The sequence below is a fragment of the Arthrobacter sp. MOO21 genome (assembly GCF_057369995.2).
In genome coordinates, this window is record NZ_CM170671.2 from 1,907,839 (window position 1) to 1,931,537 (window position 23,699).

At 67.0% G+C, this 23,699-nt stretch carries 23 protein-coding genes; 8 read left to right on the plus strand and 15 right to left on the minus strand.

The window, feature by feature from the left end:
• Positions 1-16: 16 nt before the first annotated feature.
• The 3 genes from AC2JAJ_RS08835 to AC2JAJ_RS08845 are packed head-to-tail and all read right to left on the minus strand — an operon-like array spanning position 17 to position 2,166.
• Entirely contained in the window at positions 17-724 is a 708-nt protein-coding gene (locus tag AC2JAJ_RS08835; protein ID WP_221384269.1) for a FadR/GntR family transcriptional regulator, read from the minus strand.
• A 40-nt stretch (positions 725-764) separates the two neighbouring features.
• A complete protein-coding gene (locus tag AC2JAJ_RS08840) occupies positions 765-1,400 on the minus strand; it encodes a DedA family protein (RefSeq protein ID WP_486416133.1) in 636 nt (211 codons plus the stop codon).
• Between the two features lie 10 nt (positions 1,401-1,410).
• The gene (locus AC2JAJ_RS08845; RefSeq protein ID WP_260323233.1) at positions 1,411-2,166 is read right to left on the minus strand and encodes a phosphatase PAP2 family protein; all 756 of its coding nucleotides are present in this window, start codon (positions 2,164-2,166) and stop codon (positions 1,411-1,413) included.
• Positions 2,167-2,391: 225 nt separating this feature from the next.
• Here AC2JAJ_RS08845 and AC2JAJ_RS08850 point away from each other — a divergent pair, with 225 nt between their 5' ends.
• Together AC2JAJ_RS08850 and AC2JAJ_RS08855 are read left to right on the plus strand one after the other, a co-directional pair.
• On the plus strand, positions 2,392-2,655 hold the full coding sequence (locus AC2JAJ_RS08850; RefSeq protein WP_221384730.1) for a helix-turn-helix transcriptional regulator: 264 nt from the start codon (positions 2,392-2,394) through the stop codon (positions 2,653-2,655).
• Entirely contained in the window at positions 2,652-3,896 is a 1,245-nt protein-coding gene (locus AC2JAJ_RS08855; RefSeq protein ID WP_486416132.1) for a type II toxin-antitoxin system HipA family toxin, read from the plus strand. The genes AC2JAJ_RS08850 and AC2JAJ_RS08855 overlap by 4 nt, the downstream gene beginning before the upstream one ends.
• A 47-nt stretch (positions 3,897-3,943) precedes the next feature.
• On the opposite strand, the gene AC2JAJ_RS08860 is transcribed toward AC2JAJ_RS08855, so the two are convergent.
• The 8 genes from AC2JAJ_RS08860 to AC2JAJ_RS08895 form a co-directional block, all read right to left on the minus strand.
• Complete coding sequence (locus AC2JAJ_RS08860) at positions 3,944-4,561, minus strand: uracil-DNA glycosylase family protein (RefSeq protein WP_221384266.1); 618 nt, start codon at positions 4,559-4,561, stop codon at positions 3,944-3,946.
• A gap of 113 nt (positions 4,562-4,674) precedes the next feature.
• A complete protein-coding gene (locus AC2JAJ_RS08865; RefSeq protein WP_486416131.1) occupies positions 4,675-6,162 on the minus strand; it encodes an HNH endonuclease in 1,488 nt (495 codons plus the stop codon).
• A gap of 159 nt (positions 6,163-6,321) precedes the next feature.
• The gene (locus AC2JAJ_RS08870; RefSeq protein WP_221384265.1) at positions 6,322-6,705 is read right to left on the minus strand and encodes an RNA-binding S4 domain-containing protein; all 384 of its coding nucleotides are present in this window, start codon (positions 6,703-6,705) and stop codon (positions 6,322-6,324) included.
• A gap of 31 nt (positions 6,706-6,736) precedes the next feature.
• Positions 6,737-7,882, minus strand: a complete 1,146-nt coding sequence (locus AC2JAJ_RS08875) for a sulfite oxidase (protein ID WP_221384264.1) — start codon at positions 7,880-7,882, stop codon at positions 6,737-6,739.
• Positions 7,883-8,005: 123 nt separating this feature from the next.
• Positions 8,006-8,434, minus strand: a complete 429-nt coding sequence (locus AC2JAJ_RS08880; RefSeq protein WP_221384263.1) for a DUF4282 domain-containing protein — start codon at positions 8,432-8,434, stop codon at positions 8,006-8,008.
• Positions 8,435-8,521: 87 nt separating this feature from the next.
• The gene (locus AC2JAJ_RS08885) at positions 8,522-9,370 is read right to left on the minus strand and encodes an SDR family oxidoreductase (RefSeq protein WP_486416130.1); all 849 of its coding nucleotides are present in this window, start codon (positions 9,368-9,370) and stop codon (positions 8,522-8,524) included.
• Complete coding sequence (locus AC2JAJ_RS08890) at positions 9,371-10,375, minus strand: aldo/keto reductase family protein (protein WP_221384262.1); 1,005 nt, start codon at positions 10,373-10,375, stop codon at positions 9,371-9,373. It abuts the gene before it with no gap.
• 26 nt (positions 10,376-10,401) lie between these two features.
• Positions 10,402-11,061: a hypothetical protein gene (locus tag AC2JAJ_RS08895; RefSeq protein WP_486416129.1), complete on the minus strand. Its 660-nt coding sequence runs from the start codon at positions 11,059-11,061 to the stop codon at positions 10,402-10,404.
• A 165-nt stretch (positions 11,062-11,226) separates the two neighbouring features.
• Between AC2JAJ_RS08895 and AC2JAJ_RS08900 the strand changes: the two genes are divergently transcribed.
• Entirely contained in the window at positions 11,227-11,625 is a 399-nt protein-coding gene (locus AC2JAJ_RS08900; protein WP_486416128.1) for a YchJ family protein, read from the plus strand.
• Here the strand turns inward: AC2JAJ_RS08900 and AC2JAJ_RS08905 are convergent, their stop codons facing one another.
• From AC2JAJ_RS08905 to AC2JAJ_RS08915, 3 genes are all read right to left on the minus strand, one after another.
• Positions 11,626-12,450 carry a YrzE family protein gene (locus AC2JAJ_RS08905; RefSeq protein WP_486416127.1) on the minus strand — a complete coding sequence of 275 codons (825 nt, stop codon included), beginning with the start codon at positions 12,448-12,450 and terminating at the stop codon, positions 11,626-11,628. It lies immediately after the preceding gene.
• Positions 12,451-12,515: 65 nt separating this feature from the next.
• A complete protein-coding gene (locus tag AC2JAJ_RS08910) occupies positions 12,516-14,516 on the minus strand; it encodes an acyl-CoA dehydrogenase family protein (RefSeq protein WP_486416126.1) in 2,001 nt (666 codons plus the stop codon).
• 61 nt (positions 14,517-14,577) lie between these two features.
• On the minus strand, positions 14,578-14,880 hold the full coding sequence (locus tag AC2JAJ_RS08915) for a hypothetical protein (protein WP_221384257.1): 303 nt from the start codon (positions 14,878-14,880) through the stop codon (positions 14,578-14,580).
• 268 nt (positions 14,881-15,148) lie between these two features.
• Between AC2JAJ_RS08915 and AC2JAJ_RS08920 the strand changes: the two genes are divergently transcribed.
• The 4 genes from AC2JAJ_RS08920 (at position 15,149) to AC2JAJ_RS08935 (ending at position 21,729) form a co-directional block, all read left to right on the plus strand.
• On the plus strand, positions 15,149-16,606 hold the full coding sequence (locus tag AC2JAJ_RS08920) for a DUF3375 family protein (protein WP_486416125.1): 1,458 nt from the start codon (positions 15,149-15,151) through the stop codon (positions 16,604-16,606).
• A complete protein-coding gene (locus AC2JAJ_RS08925) occupies positions 16,599-17,411 on the plus strand; it encodes a DUF4194 domain-containing protein (RefSeq protein ID WP_486416124.1) in 813 nt (270 codons plus the stop codon). Before AC2JAJ_RS08920 ends, AC2JAJ_RS08925 begins: the two co-directional genes overlap by 8 nt.
• Positions 17,408-20,863, plus strand: coding sequence for an ATP-binding protein (locus tag AC2JAJ_RS08930; protein WP_486416123.1), 3,456 nt, complete (start codon positions 17,408-17,410; stop codon positions 20,861-20,863). The genes AC2JAJ_RS08925 and AC2JAJ_RS08930 overlap by 4 nt, the downstream gene beginning before the upstream one ends.
• Before the next feature lie 176 nt (positions 20,864-21,039).
• The gene (locus tag AC2JAJ_RS08935; protein ID WP_486416122.1) at positions 21,040-21,729 is read left to right on the plus strand and encodes a hypothetical protein; all 690 of its coding nucleotides are present in this window, start codon (positions 21,040-21,042) and stop codon (positions 21,727-21,729) included.
• A gap of 20 nt (positions 21,730-21,749) precedes the next feature.
• On the opposite strand, the gene AC2JAJ_RS08940 is transcribed toward AC2JAJ_RS08935, so the two are convergent.
• Positions 21,750-22,244: an FBP domain-containing protein gene (locus tag AC2JAJ_RS08940; RefSeq protein WP_486416121.1), complete on the minus strand. Its 495-nt coding sequence runs from the start codon at positions 22,242-22,244 to the stop codon at positions 21,750-21,752.
• Positions 22,245-22,606: 362 nt separating this feature from the next.
• Between AC2JAJ_RS08940 and AC2JAJ_RS08945 the strand changes: the two genes are divergently transcribed.
• The gene (locus tag AC2JAJ_RS08945) at positions 22,607-23,695 is read left to right on the plus strand and encodes an iron-siderophore ABC transporter substrate-binding protein (RefSeq protein WP_221384251.1); all 1,089 of its coding nucleotides are present in this window, start codon (positions 22,607-22,609) and stop codon (positions 23,693-23,695) included.
• The last annotated feature ends 4 nt before the right edge of the window (positions 23,696-23,699 follow it).

The following is a 23,699-nucleotide window of genomic DNA, read 5'->3' on the forward strand; positions in this document are numbered from 1 at the left end:
TGGGTCTTGCGTGCGGTCAGTTGTTGAGGATGGAGTCCAGGGCAACGCCCACGGCTTCCAGGTGCCGGGCCATGGCGGCGCGGGCGTCCGCCGCGGAGCCGGCCTCGATGGCGGCAAGGATTTCCTGGTGTTCCACGTCCGAGGCGTGCTGTCGGTCCGCCACCATGTTCAGCGTCTCGGACTGGTGGGCCAGGGCATCACGGATGTCCGCCACAACGCTGGCGAAGACCTTGTTGCCGCTGGCGCGGGCAATCGTGGCGTGGAAGGTCGAATCCATGGCAACCCATGATTCGGGGTCGGTTTCGGTGGACATGGCAGCCACGACGTCGCGGAGGGTTTCCAGTTCCTCCGGGGTGCGCCGTTGCGCGGCAAGCCCGGCGGCGGGCACCTCGATGTGTGGCCGGGCCTCGGTGAGGTCGCGCGCCGAGTACTGTCCCAGGGTCAGGTCGTTGGCCACCTTGCTGGCGACCACAAAAGTTCCCCTGCCCGTCCTGGTGACGGTCAGTCCCAACGCAGTGCAGGAGCGGAGGGCTTCACGGATCACCGAACGGCTCACGCCGTACTCCTGCGAGAGGACGGCCTCGGAGCTAAGTTTGCTTCCGACCGGGATGACGCCCGACTCGATGTCTGTCCGGATAGCGTTGAACACCGCCTCGGCGGCACTCAGCCGGGCGAGGGGGCGGGCTGCAGGCTGTCCTGCTGTCCGGCTGTCTGACAGGTTCACGCTTTAAATATGGCACCGGTCACAGTGTGTGTCAAACTTCCTATCTCTCCGGCCGGCTGGCCGCACCCCGGCGCTGCCGCCGCCGGCGGGAACGGAAGTGCCAGGCGATAAGTCCGGCCACCGCCAGCACGGCAACCACGACGGCGATGTCCCGGCCTGCTGCCTGGGCAACGGCTTCATAGGAGTTGCCCGCCAAAAAGCCCAGCAGGACAAAGCCGGCACCCCAGGCCAGGCCGCCTGCCGCGTTGAAGGCGAGGAACCGTCCGTAGGGCATGCGCGACGTGCCGGCCAGCGCGGGCATGACGGCGCGGAAGAACGCTGTGAAGCGGCCCAGGAAGACGGCCGAGCCTCCCTTGCGGCGCAGGAAGTCCTGCGCATTTTCCAGCCTTTCCTGGTGGCGGGCCAGTGGCCGGGAGGTGATGATGCGCTGGCCCAGGTGTTTTCCCACCTCGTATCCGGCGCTGTCCCCCACGATGGCTGCCGTGACCACCAGGCCCATCATGGGAAAGAGTTGCACTTCGCCACGGCTGGCCACCACGCCGCCCAGCACGGCTGCCGTTTCGCCCGGGATGACGAAGCCGACAAACAAGGCGTCTTCGGCGAACACCAGGCAGAAGACGGCGATGTACGCCACCAGGGGGCTGACGTTCAGGAGGCCATCGATGAAGGCCGTCATGGCAGCAAGTTTAAGCCTGCGGCGCCGGGACGGGACCAAGCTTCGCCAGGAACGGGATCCGGCCGAGCATGGCCAGGCCGAACCGGTTCCAGAGGCCGGTAACGAACGCCGCTCCGGTTGCTGCCGTAAGGAAGGACGCCACGACGTCGGTGGGGTAGTGCACGCCCAGGTAGATGCGGGAGAGAGCCACCGCCACCACAAGGAGCACACCCAGGACGACGGCGGTGCGCTGCCACCGGGTGCCGCGCGCCAGCAGGAAGATGGCGATGGCGAGGGCCGCCGCCAGGGCTGTGTGGCCACTGGGGAAGCTGTCCGTGCCGGGCTCGGGGATCAGCGGGTTGAACAGGGCAGTGGAATCCGGCCTGTGCCGCGCCACCACTACCTTGAAAAGCTCACTGCTGACCCAGCCCCCGGCCGCCACCATTCCTGTGGCCACCGCGTTCACGGGGCTTCGCCGCACCAGCAGCAGGTACAGGCAGAGGGCCGCGATCATCACCACGCCCCCGGGCGGGCTGAAAACCACGTTGATGAAGAGGGCAATGCCGGTCAGGGGCGGAGTGTGGTCATGGCTCAGCTCGGCATCGACGGCCATGTCGGAGGCGGTCAGGGCCGGGATGAACCGCAGCGCCAAACCGGCGGCGGCGATCAGGACGGCGGCCAGCAGGGGTACCGCGATCCAGTGCCGGAGCTGCGGCAGGGCGGCCATCCGGACCTCAGGAACTTCCGGGCCGGGCGGTGCATCTGGGTGGGGTCTTGGGGAGGGCATGGTGTGGTTCTTTCGGGGTACGGGTACTCCCTTGAGTATGGGCCTGTCTGCCTGAAAGGAACCTGTGAGGCGGCTGGGGCGGGCCCGATTTGACGAGGCAGTCTTTCCTGTGACCCGGCACGTTCGTGCCGAACGGCGTGCTTTACTGCGGGTTCCATCGTCGGTACGCTTATTAAGCGGGATAATCGGCACGTTCGTGCCTATAGGCGGGTGGTATTGACGGATATGGACGAGTTGCCGAAGCGGCTGGCAGCAGAAGTTCGGGCGCGGCGGGCATCCTTGCGCCTCACCCAGCGCGACCTTGCGGACATGGCAGGGGTGTCTGAGCGCTTCGTGCGGTTCGTCGAGCAGGGCAAGCCCAGCATCCAGCTCGACTCGCTGGTGGCGGTGCTGGGAACCCTGGGCCTTGAGCTGCAGGTCACCGGCCGCGCCAGCCAGGCCTCCCGCGTTGCACAGCCGCCGGGCGGCCAGGACGGAGCCGGCTCGTGAGGCACCGGGTTGCGGACATTTACAAGGCCGGCGTTTTGGCCGCGCGGCTGGAGCGGCACGACGGCGGCACGAAGTTCAGTTACCTGCCGTCGTACCTCGCTGCGAATGGGCCCGCCGTCGCAAGCTCCCTGCCGCTGACAGGCGAGCCTGTCTTCTCTGCCTCGGGGGCAGCCCCGCCCTACTTCACCGGGCTGCTGCCGGAAGGCCGCCGCCTGAACGCGCTGCGGCGCTCCATCAAGACCAGCGCCGACGACGACCTGTCCCTGCTCATCGCAGCAGGCGCAAATCCTGTGGGTGACGTACAGATCGTGGGGCACGGGGAGCCGCTGGAGACGGACGAGCATGCAGTGGAACTGGACCCGAAACAGCCCGTTGATTTCGACCAGCTTCTGGGTGACCCGGACCTGATTGACCCGGTGGCACTGGCAGGGGTGCAGGACAAATTGTCCGCGGGAATGATTTCGGTACCCGTTGCCCGCGCAGGGCGGCGGTACATCCTTAAACTCAATGCCCCCGAATTTCCGCACGTGGTGGAGAACGAACTGGTGATGTTCCGTTACGCGGCCAAACTGCGGATCCCGTTAAGCCGGGTGGAGCTTATCCGGGACATAGGCGGGCGGCCGGGCCTGCTGGTGGAGCGCTTCGACAGGGTTCCGTTGCCCGGCGGGGGAGCGGACGAGGTTCAGCGTTTGGCTGTCGAAGACGCCGCCCAAGTACTCAAGCTCTACCCGGCGGACAAGTACAACGTGGGCTACGGACAGGTCTGCCGTGCTTTGGCTGATCACTGTGCCGCGCCGCTGCCGGCCCTGCGGAACCTCGCCATCCAGGTGGCCTTTGCGTGGTTGAGCGGCAACGGCGACCTCCACGCCAAGAACCTGTCCATGGTGCAGCAGCCGCATGGGGAATGGACCGTCGCGCCGGTGTATGACATCCCTTCCACCGTCGTTTACGGCGACAAGACGCTGGCGCTGACCCTTGACGGCAAACGGACGGGCATCTCTCGCCGCCACTTCCTGGGCTGGGCGGCGGGGCTGGGACTTCCGGCGCGCGCCGCAGCGAAGGTGGCCGAGCTGGCCCTGGCGGCGTCGGGGCCGTTGCTTGCCGACCTTCAGGCAGGGACGGCCTTCGCCGCCGCAACTGGCGCCAAAGGGAACCACGACGGCGGCTCACCGTTCCCGGAGATGGTCACCAGGGCATGGGCCAAAGAGCTGAAGCACCGCCGACGGATGTTCGAGGGATAACACGCTGCTCCCGGCAGCTATGGCAGGAACGCAGCGCAGGCCATGGTTTACAGGTGCTGGATACCGGCGCGCTGCATGGCGTCCCGGTAGACCTCCACGCTCTTAGCGAGGAGCTCTTCCTGTTTGGCCTCGGAGACGGCAAACGCCCTGCCACCCAGTGCGGTTGCCTTGTAGATCTTGATTCCCGCGTTCTTCAGCGACGAGTGGTACGTCTTTTCGAACAGTGTCAGGAAGGTGGACGCATCCGTGCCGTGGGCGATGACCGCAGAGACACGGGCGTTTATTTTGAGGAACTGGCGGAAGGGCCGGAGGCCGTCCGTCTTTTCCTGGACGCTTAGTGCCGACGGGCTGCCGCTTTCCCGGACCCAAGGGTATGCGTTCCACGGCATCACGTAGCGGGGATCGAGTTCGGCCAGTTCGTAGATCTGGGTGGCGCGGCGGGCGGCTTCGTCGTCGTTGTTATGGGAGACGAATCCGGACTCGGTGCCCTTGCCGGGGCTCGGGTGGAGACTGATGATCCTGCACTCATCTTCGTCGTGGACGGGGTCGATATAGGGGACGGTGGAGCCGGGCTTCTTTTCCATCAGTTCATCGCAAAGCTGCGTCACTTTGGCAATGTTTGGTTCCTGTAGCAGGGCCTTTTTTTCGTCCCAATCAATCGTCACGATCTCTCCCTAAGCAGCGAGGCGTCCAGAATCAGGCGTCCGATGCCACTTTACGCTCCCCGGGGCAGGGGTGGGCAGGGGCAATATTAGGGGCGCCCCTAATCCCGCGGCGTTTAGCGCATCAGCGCTGGTGGGAGCGGTGTTCCTGGCGCGCGCCCTGCCGGATCCCGGGCTGGGGCGCGTTGGCGCGACTTTGTTCCTTGGGCATCGCAGGTGCGACGACGGCTTCGGGCAGTCGGCGGGACAGCTGCCGTGGTCGCTGGCAGGAGTGCAGTGCCCGGAAGGGGAGGTGCTGTTGACCGGTGGGTGTGTCCGGTGGGGGTGGTGGTTTTGACTGTGTGCCGCGGGCCTGGTTCTGGTTTGGCGGTCCAGCCCAGGGTTTCCTTGGTGTGGTTGCAGGCTTCGCAGAGGCCCTGGCCGTTGGACGCAACAGTGGGGCCGCCTCCCTGCCAGGAGGCGACGTGGTCGTGGTGCCGGATCGGTGCGTCGCAGTAGGGGGTGCGGCAGGTGTCGTCCCGAATCTGGAGGAAGCGTTTCAATCCTGCCGGGAAGAGCCGGGCCTTGGAGTCCATCGCGACAAGTTCCCCGGTGCCGGGGGCGGTGTAGAGCCTGCGGAGAAAGAGATCCAGGTCTTGAGGGCCGGCTTCGCTCTTGCCGGTGAGGGTGAGGTCGCGGGCTACCGTTGCGGGGACGGTGCCGTAGCCGGGGAGCCTTGCGGGTTCGGCGTCTGCCTGCAGGAGGGTGCGGTCGGTCATGACGAGCTGGATCTCGACCCCGGTGATGCCGCCGGGGGTGCCGGTGACGCGTTCGACCAGGGTGTCGGCCATGACCTGCCCCCGGGACCGGTCGTCCCCTGCCGAGCGGGCGGTGTCGGCGTCCCGGGCGAGGGCGGCGTAGGTGGCGACGCCCTGGGCGACGGGCAGCAGGGCGGTGAGGTAGGTCATGGTGTCAGGGGCCGGGCGCAGGCTCACGCACCGCTCGCCCACCGCCCGGGCCGCACGCTTGGCAACAGAGGCGGGGTCCCGCCGGTACGCCGCGGCACGGACCGCGGCGATGATGGCCTTGTCGCCGGCGCCGTCGAGGGTGCCGGTGTCGGCGGCGAGTTCCTCGTCCACCGCGGCCCGGTCCCCGGCCGACAGGCAGATGGTTTCCTTCACGACCAGCGTTGCCCGCCACTCATTCAACCGGCCGGCCCGAAAAGCGTCGAACGTATGCGGCATCCCGGTGAGGGTTTTAGCCAGGCCCAGCAGCCGGGAACCGCGGGCCGGGGACTCCCGCCGCGCGAGCGCGATCTGCGCCGCGACCCCTGCACCCAGCTCATCGACTGGCACCCCCGCTGCAGCCTGCCCCCGCCGCTGATCGGCGTCGAAGGCCACGGCAAGCCCCGCCTGCCGGGCACCTGCCAGGCATTTCAGGTCCTCCAGCGCGCGCATCTGGTCCATCATTCCCGCGCCGTCAGCAGCCAAAGGAACACGAGCCAGCAGCTTCAGGACATCCCTAATGCAAGGGGCGGCGGGTGGGTTTGGAGTGGCACCAACAGCGGACAGTTCGGCGCATTGCACCGCCTGCTGCACTGCCACCGTCCCCAAAACCGCTTCCATAACCAAAGTCTTCCAGCACCCTCTGACAATGGCAGCCACCCCCAACCCCTATGTGGAAAACGGCTCCGGCAAACACCCAAGGAAGACCGCAGGCCTCCAAAAGCCAGCCACCCGCCGTCGTACTTAACGATCCAGGGGCGGGATTGAAGCCGTCAGCACCTAGACCGTGCCGCGGAGGCGCTCCATCTCGCGGCGATCCTTCTTGGTTGGCCGGCCGGTGCCCCGGTCGCGCTGGGGGAGCCCAAGTGCCGGGGCAAGGGGCCGCGGCGGCGTATGGTCCGTGAAGCAGTGGGACGCTGCCTCAGCCCCCACGCGCTTGGCAATGAGGCGCCTCACTTCGAGGATGCGCTCGTAGCCCGGCATGCGGACGGTTACGGTATCACCGGTTACCAGGGTCGCCGAGGCCTTCGACGGGCTGCCGTTCAGGCGTACATGCCCGGCCCGGCATGCGGCGGTGGCGGCAGAACGGGTCTTGTAGGCGCGGATTGCCCACAACCAGGCATCGATTCGGACACTGGCTGGGGCGGTAGGAAGGCTCGTCATGATTGGCACCGAGTATAGCCCCGGCGCCGGATCAGCTGCCTTCGACCGTCACGTTCACGCGCTGCACCACGTTGTTGCCCATCCCTTGGTAATTCCAGTTCTGCTCGAGGGGCTGCGTGGCACCGGTGATGTCGGTGGCGCGGCAGGCGAGGACATGCTCGCCGGGCTCGGCAACCCACGGCAGTGTCCATTTCCGCCAGGCGTAGCCACCCGCCGGCTTGTCCAGTTGGGCGGGGAGCCAACTGCCGTCGATTCCCACCTCTACGGCCGTGACTGCACCTTCCCCGGACCACGCCCTGCCCTGCAGCAGCACGGGACCGGGGCGGAGAACCCGGCGCCGGGTGAAGAAGTCGGGGATTCCCGGCGGGACCATCAGCGAACGCACGCGGATCCGGGAAACGGGCCGCCCGGCGTCGTCCTCGGAGTCCTGGTAACGGTAGGCGACCTGCTGCTGGTAACCGGTGAACGGCGCCGTGACCACCTCGATGGATTCGAGCCACTTGACGCTGGCCATGCCGTACCACCCGGGGACAACCAGCCGCAGCGGGTATCCGTGCTGGGGCGGCAGTTCGCCCCCGTTCATCTCATAGGCAAGGACGACGTCGGGACGCAGCGCTTCCCGGATCGGCAGGCTCCGCGCGTACTTCTGGGCAACGCCGCCCTGCACCCCCGCGTCGGTCCCGGTAAAGACGACCTCCGTGGCATTGGGCAGCACCCCTGCTTTCCCCAGGAGGTAGGCCAGGGGAACGCCGGTCCAGTGGGCCGTTCCCACCGCCTCCAGCACCCAGGGCTGGCTAAGCGGCCTTGGGTCCAGGAGTGACCGGCCGTTTCCTGCGCATTCAAGGGTGACCGGGACAGTGATGGCCGGGTCCCTGCGAAGCGCGGCCATGCTCAGTTCCAGAGCACGCTCCACCGCACCATTGATCCGCAAATGCCAGGAGTCTCCGTCGATGTCCGGGATGTCGAAATGGGTCAGCACATAGTGGAGACCCGGCGGCGTCACGTCCCGCCGGAGCGCCTCCAGCGGCATGGAATGGTTGCGCGCCGAGAGCTGTAGTTCCTCCGGCGTGATGCCCGCCGCTCCCGCCGCCGGAGTGGTGCCGGCGGCGGGACTTTGGGGTGCCGGTGGAGTGGCCGGCGTGCTGCTGACGGTGGGGTGCTGATCGGTGTAGGACATGGCGCTGCGATTCTGGTCTGTGGATGGGGATAGTGCCCTGCCACAGGTTTACGCCTGGCCCTGCAGACCCGTCAACGCCTCATCTATCCCCGGGACCTTGTCAGCCTGCCGGCGGAAACCTTGTCAGCCTGCCGGCGGGGCTGCGGGCGGTTCGTAGCCCTGCGGATAGTTGTAACCGGACGGGGAGGAACCCGGGTTGGCGTTGCCCGGCGCCTGTCCGTACGGGTACTGCGGTGCACCGCTGGCGTAGCTTGGCGCGCCGGAGGACGGACCGCCCTGCAGCCGGACCAGTTCCGCCGTGTTTTCAGCCGTCCGGATCCCGGCGATCAGCGATTCGAGGCCAATTCGCGCCAGCGCCAGGTAGATCAGGACAAACAGCGGTCCTATGACCAGCAGCACCAGGAACCCCATCACGGGCTGCCTCGAGGCAAAGGCGGCGATGACGAAGACAAGGTAGGTGACAGCCAGGCCGATCATGATCAGGATGTAGACGATCTTGGCGATCGACGGCGACACGAACCTGGTAAATGAAAGGTCGAAAAGGTTTTTCATGGTCCCCCAATATTTATGCCCGCCCATGACGGGCCGGATGATGACGAAGCCAGCGTAACAGCGGCCCCGGACATCACAGGTTCGCCGCTACAAAACGGGCCGGGTCAGGAACTCCGCCAGGCTGATGGGGTCGTCGCCCGTCAGCCCGTGCACGTCAGGGGAAAGCCCGGCCATCTCGCCCGCGGCCATCGCCGTGTACGTGCTGCCCCACGCATCCAGCTGCCACTGCGGAGCACCGTAGGAGGCCCGTGATGCATAGGCTTCCCCGACCGTTTCGGGGTGGTAGCTGACAGACCGCCCGGTCCCCGTGGCGAGGATCTCCGCAGCCCTCGCCAGGGTCAGTTCCTCGGGGCCGGTCAGGTTGTAGGTCTTCCCCTTATGCACGGCCGGGTCGCGCAGTACGGCGTGGGCGCAGCGGGCAACATCCTCCCGGGCCACTCCGGAGAACACGCCGTCCCCGGCCGGGCCCCGGATCACGCCGTCCTCTCCGGCCAGCAGCGGCAGGAAGTCGAGATAGAAATTGTCCCGGAGGAACGTGAAGTCCATCCCGGAAGCCTTGATGCGCTCCTCGGTGGCGTAGTGGTCACGGGCGAGGGTGAAGGTGGCGTCCGGTGCGGCACCGTAAAAGGACGTGTACACCACATGCTCCACGCCCGCTGCCGCGGCGGCGTCCACGAACGCATAGTGCTGCTGCAGCCGGTCCTCGGCTTCAGCCGCGGACACCATGAACAGGACCTCCACCCCGTCCAGCGCCTGGCGGGCGGCGGCCCCGTCCCCATAACTGCAGACAACTGCGGACGCCCCATCAAGTTCGGGGGCCCGGGCAGCGTCACGCACCAGCAGGCGCTGGGCGGAACCGGATGCGGCTACGTGCCGCGCCACCATCCCGCCCAGCCCGCCGGTGGATCCGGTGACGGCAAGTCCGGGCAGCGCCACTCAGGCTTCCCGGGTGGCCGGCGATTTGGTCTGGGCGGGGTCGCGCTCCGCCAGGGAACCGATGGCCTCGTCGATCCTCTTCAGGACCTCCGCTTCCAGCTTCACTCCGGCCGCGCCCACGCTGTCCGCGATCTGCTCCGGGCGGGACGCACCAATAATGGCCGACGCCACGTTGGGGTTCTGCAGCACCCAGGCGACGGCGAGCTGCGGCATGGAGAGCCCGGCTTCCTGCGCAATTGGTTTCAGTTCCTGCACGCCTGCCAGGACGTCGTCGCGCATCCAGCGTTCGATCATCTTGGCGCCGCCCTTTTCATCAGTGGCGCGGCTGCCCTCGGGGGCTGGCTGGCCTGGCAGGTACTTGCCGCTGAGGACGCCCTGTGCCATGGGGGACCAGACGATCTGGGAGACGCCCAGCTCTTCCGACGCCGGGACCACTTCGGCTTCGATGACGCGCCAGAGCATGGAGTACTGGGGCTGGTTGGAAATGAGCTGGAAGCCGAGTTCCTTCGACAGCTTGTGGCCTTCACGGAGCTGGTCCGCGGTCCATTCGCTGACACCGATGTAGAGGGCCTTGCCCTGCCGGACGATATCCGCGAAGGCCTGCATGGTCTCTTCCAGCGGCGTTTCGAAGTCGTACCTGTGGGCCTGGTAGAGGTCCACGTAGTCCGTCTGCAGCCGGCGCAGCGAACCATTGATGGACTCCATGATGTGCTTGCGGGAAAGGCCAAGATCGTTCTTGCCCTTGGGCCCGGTGGGGCCGAACACCTTGGTGAAGATTTCCAGGGATTCGCGGCGCTCGCCCTTCAAGGCCTCGCCCAAAACCGTTTCCGCTGCCGTGTTGGCGTAGACGTCCGCCGTGTCGAACGTGCTGATCCCGGCGTCGAGGGCCGCCCGCACGCACTGGGTGGCAACGTCGTTTTCCACCTGAGAACCGTGGGTGAGCCAGTTGCCGAACGTGATTTCCGAGACTTTGAAGCCGCTGTTTCCGAGGTATCTGAATTCCATATGTTCACGCTAACCCAGATAGTTGCTCAGGGTAAGGGCTTTGTTCCGTTCCGTTCCTGTGCCTGCTCCTTGATCGCCTGCGGAGCGGAGAGCGAAACCAGCGAGCCAGTATCGAGCGGTGCGAGCGGGTGGGGCGGCTGCGGCTTCTTGAAGGACCGGGGCAGCTCCTGGGGCGCCCGCTGGTTATGCAGCGCGGATTCGACCAACGGGGCGACCTCCGCCACCTTCTCGGCAGGCACGGAAGGGTCGGGGAGGTCGCGCACTGAAAGCTTGATTTCCGGTGCCGCGGCGCGCGCCCTCGCGATTGCGCGGGCGTCGGCATCGGCCACAGCCGAGGCCCAGTCCTCCGCGAGCACGGGGGGTTCACGGCGGGGGGCAAGCGTTGGGTGGCGTTCGACGGCGGTGCGGAGCGACCTTGCCAGCCGGTCCGGCTTCAACGCCGCAGCCCGTTTCCGGAACGGCCGCCGGGGTGTGGCAGGGCCGGCCGGGCTGCCCGCAGTGTCCCGGGACCGGCCCATGGGACGCCTGCCGAACAGGGCCATCAGCACGACGGCCGCCAAGCGGCCCAGTCCCGCCAGGACCAGGGTGACGACCCCCAGCAGGAAGAGGATGAAAAACATCATCAGTGCCAGGCCCACGGTGCCGAGGAAGGTCAGGTTGAGGACGAGAGTGTCCGGTTGCTCCACGTACTCTCTCCTCTCTCCCGTCATCCTGGACCCGCACCCGGCGCATCAGGCCGTGGGGCGAAGCTCCTTCTCCACCATACGGATTTTTGCTTCGTGGTGCCGCCCGCACGGCCCGGCCATGGGGGGTTGTAGCAAAGCTGTTACCGGATATGACAGCATCCGGGTATGACAACCATTGAAGGGCAGGACAACTGCGTGTGCCTGTCCGGGGAGCAGTACCAGGACTGCTGCGGACGGTTCCACTCAGGACAGGCGGAGGCAGCAACGGCGGAGCAGCTCATGCGCTCCCGCTACTCAGCGTTTGCCCTTCTTGACGAGGACTACCTGCTGCGCACCCATCATCCGGCGACGGCTCCCCGCGACCTCCAACTGGACCCGGAGATGGAGTGGCGGCGCCTGGACATCCTGTCCACCAGCGGGGGTGGTCCCTTCGACACAGAGGGAACGGTCGAGTTCAAGGCCCACTACCGGCACGGGAGGGAGCGCGGGTTCCTCCACGAGGCCAGCAGGTTTGTCCGGGACCGCGGCCGCTGGCTGTATGTGGACGGCGACGTCCGGGCCTGACTACTTGTCGTCGTCGTAGTATTCGCTGTCCGGTGTGAAGCCCGCACGGTCCACCTTGCGGTGGAACCGCATGCCCGCCAGGCCGCCCAACACCGCGCCGACCAGGGCCACCGCGGCAACCACGACGGCGGCGATGATGCTGGTGGTGGTCAACTGCCCCTCGTTGATGGGGATGCGCGGGAAGCTGTTCAGGCTCGCCAGGACGTTGAACTGCTGGCCGGCCACCATGCCAAGCACGGCAACCAGGATCGCAGCGATGAGTGCCCAGATCCATACCATCAGGCCCTGTTTGGCACCGTTGAACCGTGCCATCCGTCCGGCCACATAGCCGCCGCAGTAGTAGGACAGGAACAGGATCACCAGCAGGACGATGATGCCTACCAGCCCCACCGTTCCAGTGTTCTGGGCCGCCTGGTTCACGGCCTCGTTGACGTCCGTGTTGCTGGCAAGGCCCACTGCCGTTCCGGCTGCTGCCACCAACGCGGTCAGCAGCACTGCCATGCCGGTGGCGGTGAGCCAGCCGAAGAAGGCCGAGCCAGCCTTGATGCCGCCAAAGCGTTCCCTTTGGCGTGCGACGGCAGTTTCCCGGTCAGCCAGCCCCCGGTCCGCGACGGGTGCCGCGGCGGTGGGGGCGGGCTCGTATGCCCGCTCGGCCGTTGGCTCGGGGTAGTAGTCGCCGCGGTCGCCTGAACGCGCAGGGGCCTGGTCGAACGAGCGGGTGGCGGCATCGTCCGCGTCCGCTGCACGGTTGCTTCCGCTCCGGGGGGTTTCGTCCTCCCGATGACGGCGGGGAGGCAGGTTCTCTGGGTCCGTTGAGCTGCTCATGTGAACCACTCAACCACCCGCGCGGGGCGATAGCAAGCGTGCTTACTATGTTGTGACCTGCGGTTTTACCGGTACTTCCGGTGCAGGTCCTCCTTCCTGGAGGGGCCCGGGGAAGCATCCGCGATCCAGGGGCCGGTGCCCTCGGACGGGTCCAGGACTCCCGCCTCCAGCCAGGTGTACTCCCCGGCGAGGACCTTGCGGGTCAGCTCATGGTCGGCGTCGTCGGTGTTCCGCCACAGCCGGTCGAAGTATTCGTCCACGCGCACACGGGCCTGTTCGCAGTAGGCCTCCGCGAGCTCGTAGGCGCTGGCGCCCTTTTCGGGTGCCGTCTTCAGGAGCATCTCCGCACGGACGCAGCAGGCAGTCATGGCGAAGAGCTCGGCGCCGATGTCCACCACGCGGCCCAGGAAGGCCTGTTTCCGTTCCAGCTTCGCCTGCCACCTGCCCATGCCATAGAAGGTCTGCCGTGCCAGCCGCCGCGATGAGCGTTCGACAAAACGCAGGTGCTTGGCGAGCCGGCCGAATTCGTTGTAGGAGCGCGGGTCCATGCCCGCCCCCGCCACCAGCTTGGGCAGCCACCTGGCGTAAAAGCCGGAAGCGCCGACGGCGGCCTTCGCTTTGTCTGCCAGGCTGGCATCGAGGGACGCAAGGTCGCCCGCGGCGGCCAGGTGCGCATCTACGGCTTCCCGGGCAATCAGCAAGCGCATGATCTCCGATGACCCCTCGAAGATCCTGTTGATCCGCAGATCCCGCAGCTGCTGCTCCGCCGGCACCGCGCGCTCCCCGCGCGCCGCCAGCGATTCGGCCGTCTCGAAGCCGCGACCACCGCGGATCTGCACCAGCTCGTCCGCAATGAGGCAGCTGATCTCCGTGGCCCAGAGTTTGGCCAGTGCAGCTTCGATCCGGACGTCCTTCTGTCCCGCATCGGCAAGTTCGGCCGAGAGCTCGAAGACGGCGTCGAGTGCAAAGGCCGAGGCTGCGATGAAGGCGATCTTCTTGCCCACGGCTTCGTGTTCACCCACTGGCCGGCCCCACTGGGTGCGGGCGTTGGACCACTCGCGGGCAATCTTAAGGCTCCACCGGCCGGACGCCACGCAGAGGGCCGGCAAGGCAAGCCGGCCGGTGTTGAGGGTGGTGAGGGCGATCTTCAGGCCCTGCCCTTCGCGGCCCAGCCGGTTCGCGGCCGGGACCCGCACCTGGTGGAAGCGGGTCACGCCGTTTTCGATACCGCGCAGCCCCATGAAGGCATTCCGGTTCTCCACCGTGATGCCCGGGGAATCCATCTCCACCACGAACGCGCTGATGCCGCCCTTGTGCTTGGTTCCATCCGCGTCGGTGTGGGCGGGGACCAAGGCCATCACCACCACCAGTTCCGCGATCACCCCGTTGGTGGTCCAAAGCTTCACGCCGTCCAGGAGGTAAGCGTCGCCGTCGTCCGTGGGCGTTGCCGTGCTGCCCATCCGGGCGGGGTCGCTGCCCACGTCCGGTTCGGTGAGGAGGAACGCGGTGACAGCACCGGCGGCGCAGCGGGGGAGGTATTCGCGCTTCTGCGCCGGGGTGCCGAAGACCTTGACCGGCTCGGGGACGCCGATGGACTGGTGGGCGGAGATGAGTGCGCCGAGGCTGGGGTGGACGCTGCCGAGCAGTGCCAGTGCACGGCCGTAGTACACCAGGGACAAACCCAGGCCGCCGTATTCTTCGGGGATCTTCATGCCGAACACCCCGAGGTCGGCGAGGCCCTTGATGTACGCGTCCGGGATCTGTGCCGCGCGCTCGATGACGCTCCCGTCCATCGTGCGGGCGTACTCGGTGAGGCGGGCCATGAACTTCTCGCCCCGCTCCACGGACAGGGGGTCGGCCGCAGGCCAGCGGTGGACCAGGCCGAGGTCGAAGCTGCCAAGGTAAAGGCCCTTGGCGAAGCTCGGCCGGTCCCAGCCGGACTCCCGGGCCGCTTCGGCGACGGCCCGCGCGTCCTCGGCGGTGGCAGCCGCGCCGATGTTGCCGGCAGGAACGGGGATTTCTTCAGCCGGGGCGTCTTTGGCCTGGCTGTCAGTCACGGAGCTCATGGGTTATCTCCTTGGCCGGATTGGCCGGTGTAGCCATGGATCCGCCGGGTTGGAGAACCCTTCAGCTGTCCCTCAAGATTACCCGCGGGTAGGTTCCGGTGCTAGGGGATGGTTGGGGCTGGAAATCGCCGGAGCGGTCCACCGACGCAGCCCGGCGGACCAGCCTCTCCCAGCCGGCATTGATGCCGTGGACCACCGCGAGGAGCGTATTGGCTATGGCCATCCAGGTCAGCTTGCCGGCACCCAGCAGGACCAGGGCAACCAGCCCGGCCACGAGGACGAACGCGGCCAGGACTGCCGCGATGGCCAATGTGCCGATAAAGACGAGCGTGGATGTTTCCACGGCGCTCAGATCAAACTGCATGAATCCCCCTGCTGCGACGTTGCTGTGGTGAATGACTGCTGTGTTGAAGATCAGTAGCAGAAGCGTAGGGGGACACCGACGCGCCCAGCCATAGCTGCCACGCGCGCGTGCGCCGGTTGATACGGGATCGAGATACTACCGCTTAGTAGGTCACGGGGCGGTCGCGGCGCCTGCGTTAACCTTGTAGTTGGCAGTTTGACGGTCCGTCCTTTGCCCGGACCTTTGCCCGGACCCTGCCCAGCCCCCGTTACCAGCCCAAGGAGAGTGTGTGCCCCGCTCAGCCAGGTCGTCCGCTGACGCCATCAGCGCCCGGCTCCGGGACCTTGAACTCCTCACCAAGGGACCAGCGTGGGCTTTGACGCGTTCGGCGCCCTGGGTGATCGCGGTGCTGCAGGCATCCTTCACCCGCACCCGGCCTCAGTTGCCGCTTGAGGAATTCCACGCCGACGTCGATTCCTTCCTTGAGGAGCTCCGTCGCCAGGACCCGGGGCTGGGAGGCGGGGCGAACGGAAAGTCGTTCGGCGACGAGTGGACCCGCCGCCAGTTCCTGACGCGCCGGAACCAGTCGGGCCAGATTGTCTACGAGGTCACGGAGCCGGCCGCGCGGGTGCTTGCGTTCCTGGACAGCCTCTCGAGCGAGCGGTCCACCCTGAACGGTTCCCGGCTGGGCACGCTCCTGGGTGACGTGGAGAAGCTCGCCAACGAAACCAACCCGGACCAGAGCGCCCGCCTAGAGGCCCTGGAAGAGGAGATCGAAGAGCGGCAGCAGCTGATCGAGGACATCAGCAGCGGCGAGTTCGACGGCCTGCTCGACGACGACGAAGCGGTGGAAGCCGCCGGAAACATCCTCGACCTCGCCGCGAGCCTTCCCGCCGACTACAAGAAGATGCGTGACCGGATCGAGGAGCTGGTGGGTGAACTCCGCAACCAGATCATCGAGGAATCACTGACCAAGGGCGCCACGATGGCCCAGGTGCTGGAAGCTGACAAGCGGCTCCGGCAAAGCCCGGAGGGCAGGACGTTCCGGTCCTTCACCGCCTTCCTGGAGGACCCGCAGCAGCAGCTGAGATTCCGGTCCGCCATCGGCGAGGTCCTCAGCCGGCAGTTCGCCGATGACCTGTCGCCCGAGGACCGCGAAACACTGAAGAACCTGGTGGCTGAGCTCCGGCAGCAGCACAGCCAGATCCAGCGCATCTACGGCAAGCTCAGCGAGAGCCTCAACACTTACGTCCAGAGCGACGACTTCCGCCAGTCAGTCCGGCTCCGGCAGGTCCTGCGGGAAGCCGAGCAGGCCATCCGGTCCCTCCCGTACGAGCGCGAACGCCCGGGCCTGGTTCCCGGTCCGGTGCTGTTCAACGCGGGGTTCGAGTCGCTGTCCATGCTCAAGCTGTTCGATCCGGACGAATTCGCGGCGCCGCCCCGGCTGGCGGACCCCATCGCGTTCACCGACTCCGACCGTGTGCGCTCGCCGCGGACGGGCAAGGCGCGGCCGGACGTGGTCCGCGCGGCCCTGGCCGGGGCTACCACCCTTGCGGACGCTTGGCAGCAGGTGCCGCCGGAAGAGCAGCACATCAACACCATCCGCGCCCTCCTGTCGGAGGCCCTGCACGCCGGGGCCGAATTCAACCGCAGTGACTTTGCGGGCCTGGACTTTGAACAGATAGACGGCTCCATCCGCAGGGCCTACCTGCCGGTGGTCACGCTCGCAAAGGATTCCGATGACTGAAGAGATGACGACGACGGCCGGCGCGCCGGACCAGCCGGACGTTGAGGCCAGCGAACCAAAGCCGGGCTCCATTGCGGGAGTAACCCCGCGGGACACGTTCGTCGACGGTGCCGCGCTGTTCCCGGGCGACACCGGGGTGCTGCCGATGAAGGTCCGGCAGGCGCTGGTGAAGCTCCTCAAGGGCCCGTACATCGACGGCGGCCGGGACGAGAAGCTCTGGACTGTGCTCCTGGACAACCAGGTGATCCTGCGCAGCCGCCTCTCCGAGCTGTTCCTTGCTTTGCAGCTGGACCATGAGCGGAAGATCGCCGTGCTTCGCCCGGTGGATCCGGACGTGATCGGCGGCAACATCCGGTCCAGCATCCTGCGCCAGCAGCGTGCCCTCAGCCGGGTGGAAACCATCGTGCTGCTGAGGCTCCGCCTTCTCCTGGACCGGCACGTCACTGCCCAGACCGATCCCACCATCACGCGCGAGGAAATCACGGAGCTGGTGGCGCACTACCAGCCCGCCGGGCAGCAGGACGCCCTCCGTGACTCGGACGTGGTGACCCGGGCCATCACCAAGCTCCTGGCCCGCCAGCTCCTGCTCCCCACGGGCCTGGACGACGTCTACACCATCTCCAACGCCCTGCCCCTGGCCCTGCCATTCGAAAACATCGGCGACATCCCGGCCCACATCGAGGCCCTGGTAGCCGCATCGGCAGACCAGTCAGGAACAGAGCCGTTGCTGGACCTGGAGTCCGGGACGGCAGTTGAACCTGCCGATGCCGGGGACGACAACGACGACACGGAGGGCGCCAAATGAGTATCCCGAGCATGCTTCCGCTGGGTGAGGTGGTAAACCCGGGACAGATGCGGCTTGCGCTGGTGCAGGTGGTCAACTGGGGAACGTTCCACGGGGCCCACACGATGCACGTGGACCGGAACGGGACGCTGCTGACGGGAAACTCGGGCGTGGGAAAGTCCACCCTGTTCGACGCGATGCTGCGGGTGTTCGACGCCCGGCCGCGGTCCAATGAGGCGGCTGCCCAGCGTTCAGGGGCCGTTGAGGACAAGCGGACCACGTTCACCTATATGCGCGGCAAGGTGGGGGACAAGGCCGTGGGCGAGGGCTCGGCCAGTGCGTTCCAGCGCCCCGGCGCAACCTGGTCCGCCGTCGCCCTGACGTTCGACAACGCCGCCGGGACCAGGGTGACGGTCTCGGCGCTGTTCGACCTGCCCAAGAACGGGACGGAGTCGAGCGTGGGCCGGTTCTACCTGATCGACAACGTGCCCCTGGACCTGGAGGCGGTCGAGGGGATCGCCGACAAGCGCTTCACCAAGGGAGCGCTGGAGACGATCTTCCCGCACGCCCAGGTGTTCGACGTCCACAAGGCGTTCGCCGAACGGTTCCGGCGCCTGCTGGGGATCAGCTCGGACCAGGCGCTGCCCCTGCTGCGCGTGATCCAGGCCGGCAAGGGCCTGGGCGGCAGCGTCAACACCTTCTTCCGTGACCAGGTCCTCGACGCCCCCGCCACACTGGCCGCCGCGGACGACGTGGTGGAGGAGTTCAGCAACCTGATGTCCATCCGCCAGCGGCTGGAAGACGTCCGGCAGCAGCGCGACCAGCTGGCCCCGGTGCCGGGCCTGAACCGGGAGTACGCGCAGTCGCTCCTGGATGCGAACCGGCTCCGGGAGCTGGTGGGCGAGGAGTTCGAGGCGTACAAGCAGAAGCTGGCCGTCACCGTGCACCAGAAGACGCTGGCGCGTTTCAAGGAGCTGGCGCAGGCGAAAGCCAAGGAACTTGGCGCCGAGCGCGCGGTCCGGGATGGCCTGGCCAAGGAGCTGCGGCAGCTGGAAACGGACTACAACAGCCAGGGCGGCAACGCGATCTCCGCGATCGAGCAATCGCTGGAGAACGCCCGGGTGGGGCTGAAGCTCCGCCGGCAGGTGGAGGAGGCGGCGCAGCAGGCACTGGCCGACGCCGGGCTGCAGCTTGAGTGGAGCGCCGCGGGCTGGGAGCAGGCGCACGAGCAGGCGGCGGCCCGGTCCGCCGAGCTGAAGGATGATTCGCAGGCCCTGCAGGAGCTGAGGTTCGAGGCGTTCGACGCGCACGCGAGCCGGAAACGGGAGCTGGCCGCGGCTGAGCAGGAACTCATCTCGCTGAAGACGCGCAAGTCCCTGCTGCCGCCGTCGAGCATTGAAAACCGCGCCGCGATCGCCGCCGCAACCGGCATCCCCGAGGACCGCATGCCGTTCGCCGGCGAACTCATGGACCTCGCCGACGGCCAGGAACGGTGGCGCCCCGCCGCCGAGCGCGCACTCCGCAGCCTGGCCACCACCTTGCTGGTCCCGGGCGAGCACTTCGGCGCCGTCACCCGGTACCTCAACGGCCACAACGTCCGCGGCGCGCTGCGGGCAGTGGACGTCTCCAAGCCGCTCGCCGGCGGTGCGCTCGCCGTGGAGGACGTGCGCGACGGCGACCTGCTCACCAAACTGGACATCCTCGCCTCCGGTGCGGCTGCTGAGGCGGGCGAATGGGTGCGCGAACGGATCGCCCTGGACTTCGCGTACCCCTGTGTGGAGGACCCGGACGAGCTGGCCGCCCTGGACAAGGGCCTGAGCCTGGGCGGCGTCGTCAAGCGCAACCGGCACACCGTGGAGAAGGATGACCGGTTCACCAGCCGCCAGGACTACGTGCTGGGCTTCGACAACGCCGCCAAGCTGGAACTCGTGGCCGGCCAGGTGGAGGATCTCCGCCAGGAAGTGGCCAAGGCCGCCGAGCTGGCGCAGAGCCGCGAGGACTCACACCAGGGCATGAGCCGGCAGCTCGACGCGCTGCGGCGGATCGCGGAAGACGACCGTCCCTGGGAACAGGTGTCGGCAGCGGTTGCCGCGGACGAACTCGCGCGGATCGAGCAGCGGCTCAAGGACGCCCTTGCCGCGCAGGCGGACCTGGAGCCGCTGCGTGCCACCATCGAGGACGTCCGTCAGAAGCACCAGTCCAGCACCGAGTCCGCCGCCGTCCTGCAGAGCGAATACAAGGCTCTGGACCGGCAGCTGACGGCAGCGGACAGCCTGCTGGAAGCCGCACGGAACCGCCTGGCCCAGGCGCCGCCGTCGGACGCCACCGTCACCGCGTTGGAACCATACTTCGCGGAATTCGGCGACGTGACCGAAATGCACGAACTGGACAACCTCGCCCACCGGGTGCGGACCGCACTGCTGGGCGACCTGCACGCCGCCGAGTCCCGCGGCCAGGCCACCGCCGAGCGGCTCACGCGCATCTTCGAAGGCTTCGTGAGGGAGTGGGGAAGCGCCATCTCGGCGGACCACGGCACCAGCATCGGTGCCGCCAGCGAGTTCGAGGCCCGCTACCACGCGATCGTCAACGACGGCCTGCCCGCCCAGGAGGCAGAGTTCCGGCAGTTCTTCAACCAGCGCACGCACGAATCCTTCAGCACCCTGCTGCACCTGCTGGACGAGGAACGCCGCTCCATTACCAGCCGCATCCTTCCCCTGAACGGCATCCTGTCCCAGGTCAACTTCCACGAGGGCAGCTACCTGGAACTGGACATCAAGCAGACGCTGCCGCCCACGGCCAAACAGTTCAAGGACGCCATCCAGAACGCGCTGAAAGCCCGGCACACCCGCCCGGCCAAGGCGGACTCCGCCAAGGTGGATTCCGCGGGCAGGGACGACGACGCCGAACTCACCGCGCGCTACAAGTCCCTGGAAACCCTGGTCAAGCGACTCGGGTCCCAGGCCCCCGAGGACCGGCGCTGGCGGGCCGAGGTGCTCGACGTCCGCGGACACCTCTTCATCCAGTGCAAGGAGCACCGTGAAGTCACAGGTTCCCGTGGCGGCAAGAAGACCGAGGTGTTCATGCACGCGGACACCGGCTCCATGTCCGGCGGCGAGCGGCAGCGGTTCACGGCGTTCATCATGGCAGCGGCGCTGAGCTACCAGCTGGGGATCGCCGAGCAGGGCTTCACCACCTACGGCACGGTGATGATGGATGAAGCCTTCGTGCTCGCGTCGGAGGAGTTCGCCGGTGCCGGCATCAAAGCGCTGCACGAATTCGGGTTCCAGCTGTTGCTGGCCGCGCCGGAAAACGTGATCGACCTGTCCCGGCACCTGGGTTCCGTCACCGAAATCCTCCGTGACCGCCGCACCAACCGCTCCGGCGTCCTTACGGCACCGGTGATCCGTCCCCGGACGGGCGGGGAGGGCGCGTGGCGTTCTGAGGCGAACCCGGTGGACATCGTCCTGCGCTGAAAGCCCTATAACAAATTGATGGATTTATCGCCCGGGATATGGCGGCCGGCTTTTTCGGTGTGCCACTCTGGGCGGTACCAATTCACCTCGCCTGACAAAATCCCCTAGGTACTGCGGGATGCTGGGTCCGCGCTGTTTCCCGAGAGAACGATGGCGTCCTCTTGAAAGGCACCCCCTTGCGCCCTCCAAAGCCTGCAGCCTTCCTTCTGGCGTCCACCACTGCGGCGGCGGCACTGTCCCTGACAGGCTGCGCTTCGGATGCGGGGAGCGGCGGGCTGCCGGCAGGGCCTGCCGTCCAGGCAGCCGCGGCGGGCGACCCTCCCTCCATCGTTCCTGCCGCCACCTCATCTGCCCTGCCTGCTCCCGCGGGGATGGTGACTTACACCTTCCCGGACGGCCGGTTGTCCTTCGCCTACCCGGAGGGCTGGCACGTCGAGCATGAGCAGGTCCTGGTGTCGCCCCCGGTGGAAACGGTGACTGTCCACGATGCCGCCGGCAAAGGGCGCGTGAATATTTACTACAGCGAGGTGGGGGACGCCACGGGCGGTCCCGCCACCAGGTTCGTCCTTGAGGCGGACCCGGTGCCGGGACTGCTGGGACGGTCTGTCCCCACGCCGCATTCGTCGTTCTATGTGGACCACGTTGACGGCGGCGTCCAGTACCGGATGGGGCTTACGCCGGGACTTCCCGTCGCGCCGGACGGGAAGGTGCAGTACGGGCTCATCATGCTCGGCCCCCGCATGCTGACGGCCGACGTGCTGTTCACCGGGGCACCGTTCGCCAACGATGAGGAGGCGAAAGCGTGGTACTGGGGCAGCGAAGGCCAGGCCTTGAAGGCACTGCTGATGAGCTTCACCTACTGCTGAGCGGCAAGCCGCCCTGCGCCTTACCTTCCCCGCACCCGGGAAAGGAACTGGTCCGTCCGGTCCTGCAGGCCCAGGATCTGGCGCTTGACGACGACGGCCGGGTCCGGGTTGATTTCACTGGCCGGCGGTTCCTTGCGTACGTTGGCGCAGCAGAGGAAGTCGGCGCAGATGAGGGTGCCCACCGTGTTGCCGTCGCGTCCCGGCTGACCCGCGCGCCGGGCAACCCAGAGCAGGACGTCCTCCTTGGAGAAGACGTCCCGGCACAGCTCGCAGAGCACGGAGCGGTTCTTCCTGGCCCCGCCTTCCGGGGCGCGCAGCATGATGCCGGTCAGGCCTTTCGGTCCGGGGACCACCAGGTAGCCGCGCAGCGGCATTTTCGCATCCCGCCAGCCAAGGAAGTCGAGGCTTTCCCAGTCCAGGGAGTCGAAGTCCTTGGGCAGCGTGAGCTTGGCGGCCTCGGAGCGGCTGGCGTTGATGAAGGATGAGCGGATCTGTTGGGGCGTGGCTGATTGCATGGCTGAACTTTCGTGAAAGGTGTGGGGCCCGACGGCGGGCGAGGCAGCGAGGAGTCAGTCAAGCTCCGCGGAGCAGGCCAAAGCGGCCACCCCGCTCTCCATGGCAGCGGCGGCCGGAACGGCCTTCTGCGTGCGCATTGTTCCTGGTACCCAATCCCTATTCAGCAGCCCGGCTGGTTTTGCGCGGACAGGCAAAGCCATCCTGCCGCATCCGGCGCCACCTGTCCAAGGACCGGGGACCAGGGTGCGACCCCGGTGTGCTCTTCGTCACCCGACCGCTATTACGTGACATAAACCTTGCGTAATAGTGATTTGGATAGGTTAGCCTTACTTAAGTTTGCCCCACCCACTTAAGGAGCTCCGTGACTTCGCCCCTCTTCCCAGGCCCCATCTCCACCCGCCGCACCCTGTTTTCCTCAGCGGGCAAAGCTGCGGCCATCCTCGCCGCAGCAGCAATGACGCTCTCGGCCTGCTCCACGGGAGCGGCCTCCTCGACGGAGGCAACCACCGCCAGCACCGGCAGCGCGCAGTTCCCCGTCACCATCGAGCATGTATTCGGCAAGACGACCATCGGGAAGCAGCCCACCCGTGTTGCCACCGTCTCCTGGGTCAACGACGACGTCGCCATTGCCCTCGGCGTGGTCCCGGTCGGGGTTCCCAAGAATGAGTGGGGCGGCAACGGCAAGGGCTCCACCCCCTGGAAGGACGACGCCCTCGAAAAGCTGGGCGCCGGTTTCGGCTCCGCCAAGGCACCGGTCCAGTACTCAGAGGCCGACGGCATCAACTTCACCGAGATCGCCAAGCTCAGCCCGGACGTCATCCTCGCGGCCTACTCCGGCCTCACCGAAGAGGACTACAAGAAGCTCAGCGAGATCGCCCCCGTGGTTGCCCATCCCGAGGTGGCCTATGGCACCTCATGGCAGGACTCCACCACCATCATCGGCAAAGCCCTCGGTAAGGAAGCGGAGGCGGCCAAGCTGGTTTCCGATACCGAAGCCACCATCAAGGACAAGGTGGGCAAGTTCCCGCAGATCGAGGGCAAGAGCTTCATTTACGGCAACCTCGAACCTGCCAAGGGTGACGGCGTGAATGTCTACACCGCCAACGACAACCGGCCCCGTTTCCTCAGCGAAATCGGCATGACGCTGGCCCCGGTGGTCACCGACAACTCCAAGGGCTCCAAGGAGTTCTATATCCCGTGGTCCGCGGAAAAGGCCAACGAACTGCAGTCCGACATCTTCGTGACGTGGGTTCCCGATGCCTCCACCGCGGACGCCATCAAGGCTGATCCGCTGCTCGGCCAGATCCCCGCCATCAAGAACGGCGCCCTGGTCGCGGACTCTGACAACACCCTGACCCTTTCCATCTCTGCATCCTCGCCCTTGAGCCTGCCGTGGTCCCTGGATACGTTCCTGCCGCAGCTGGCCACCGCAGCGGACGCCGTGAAGTAGGCAC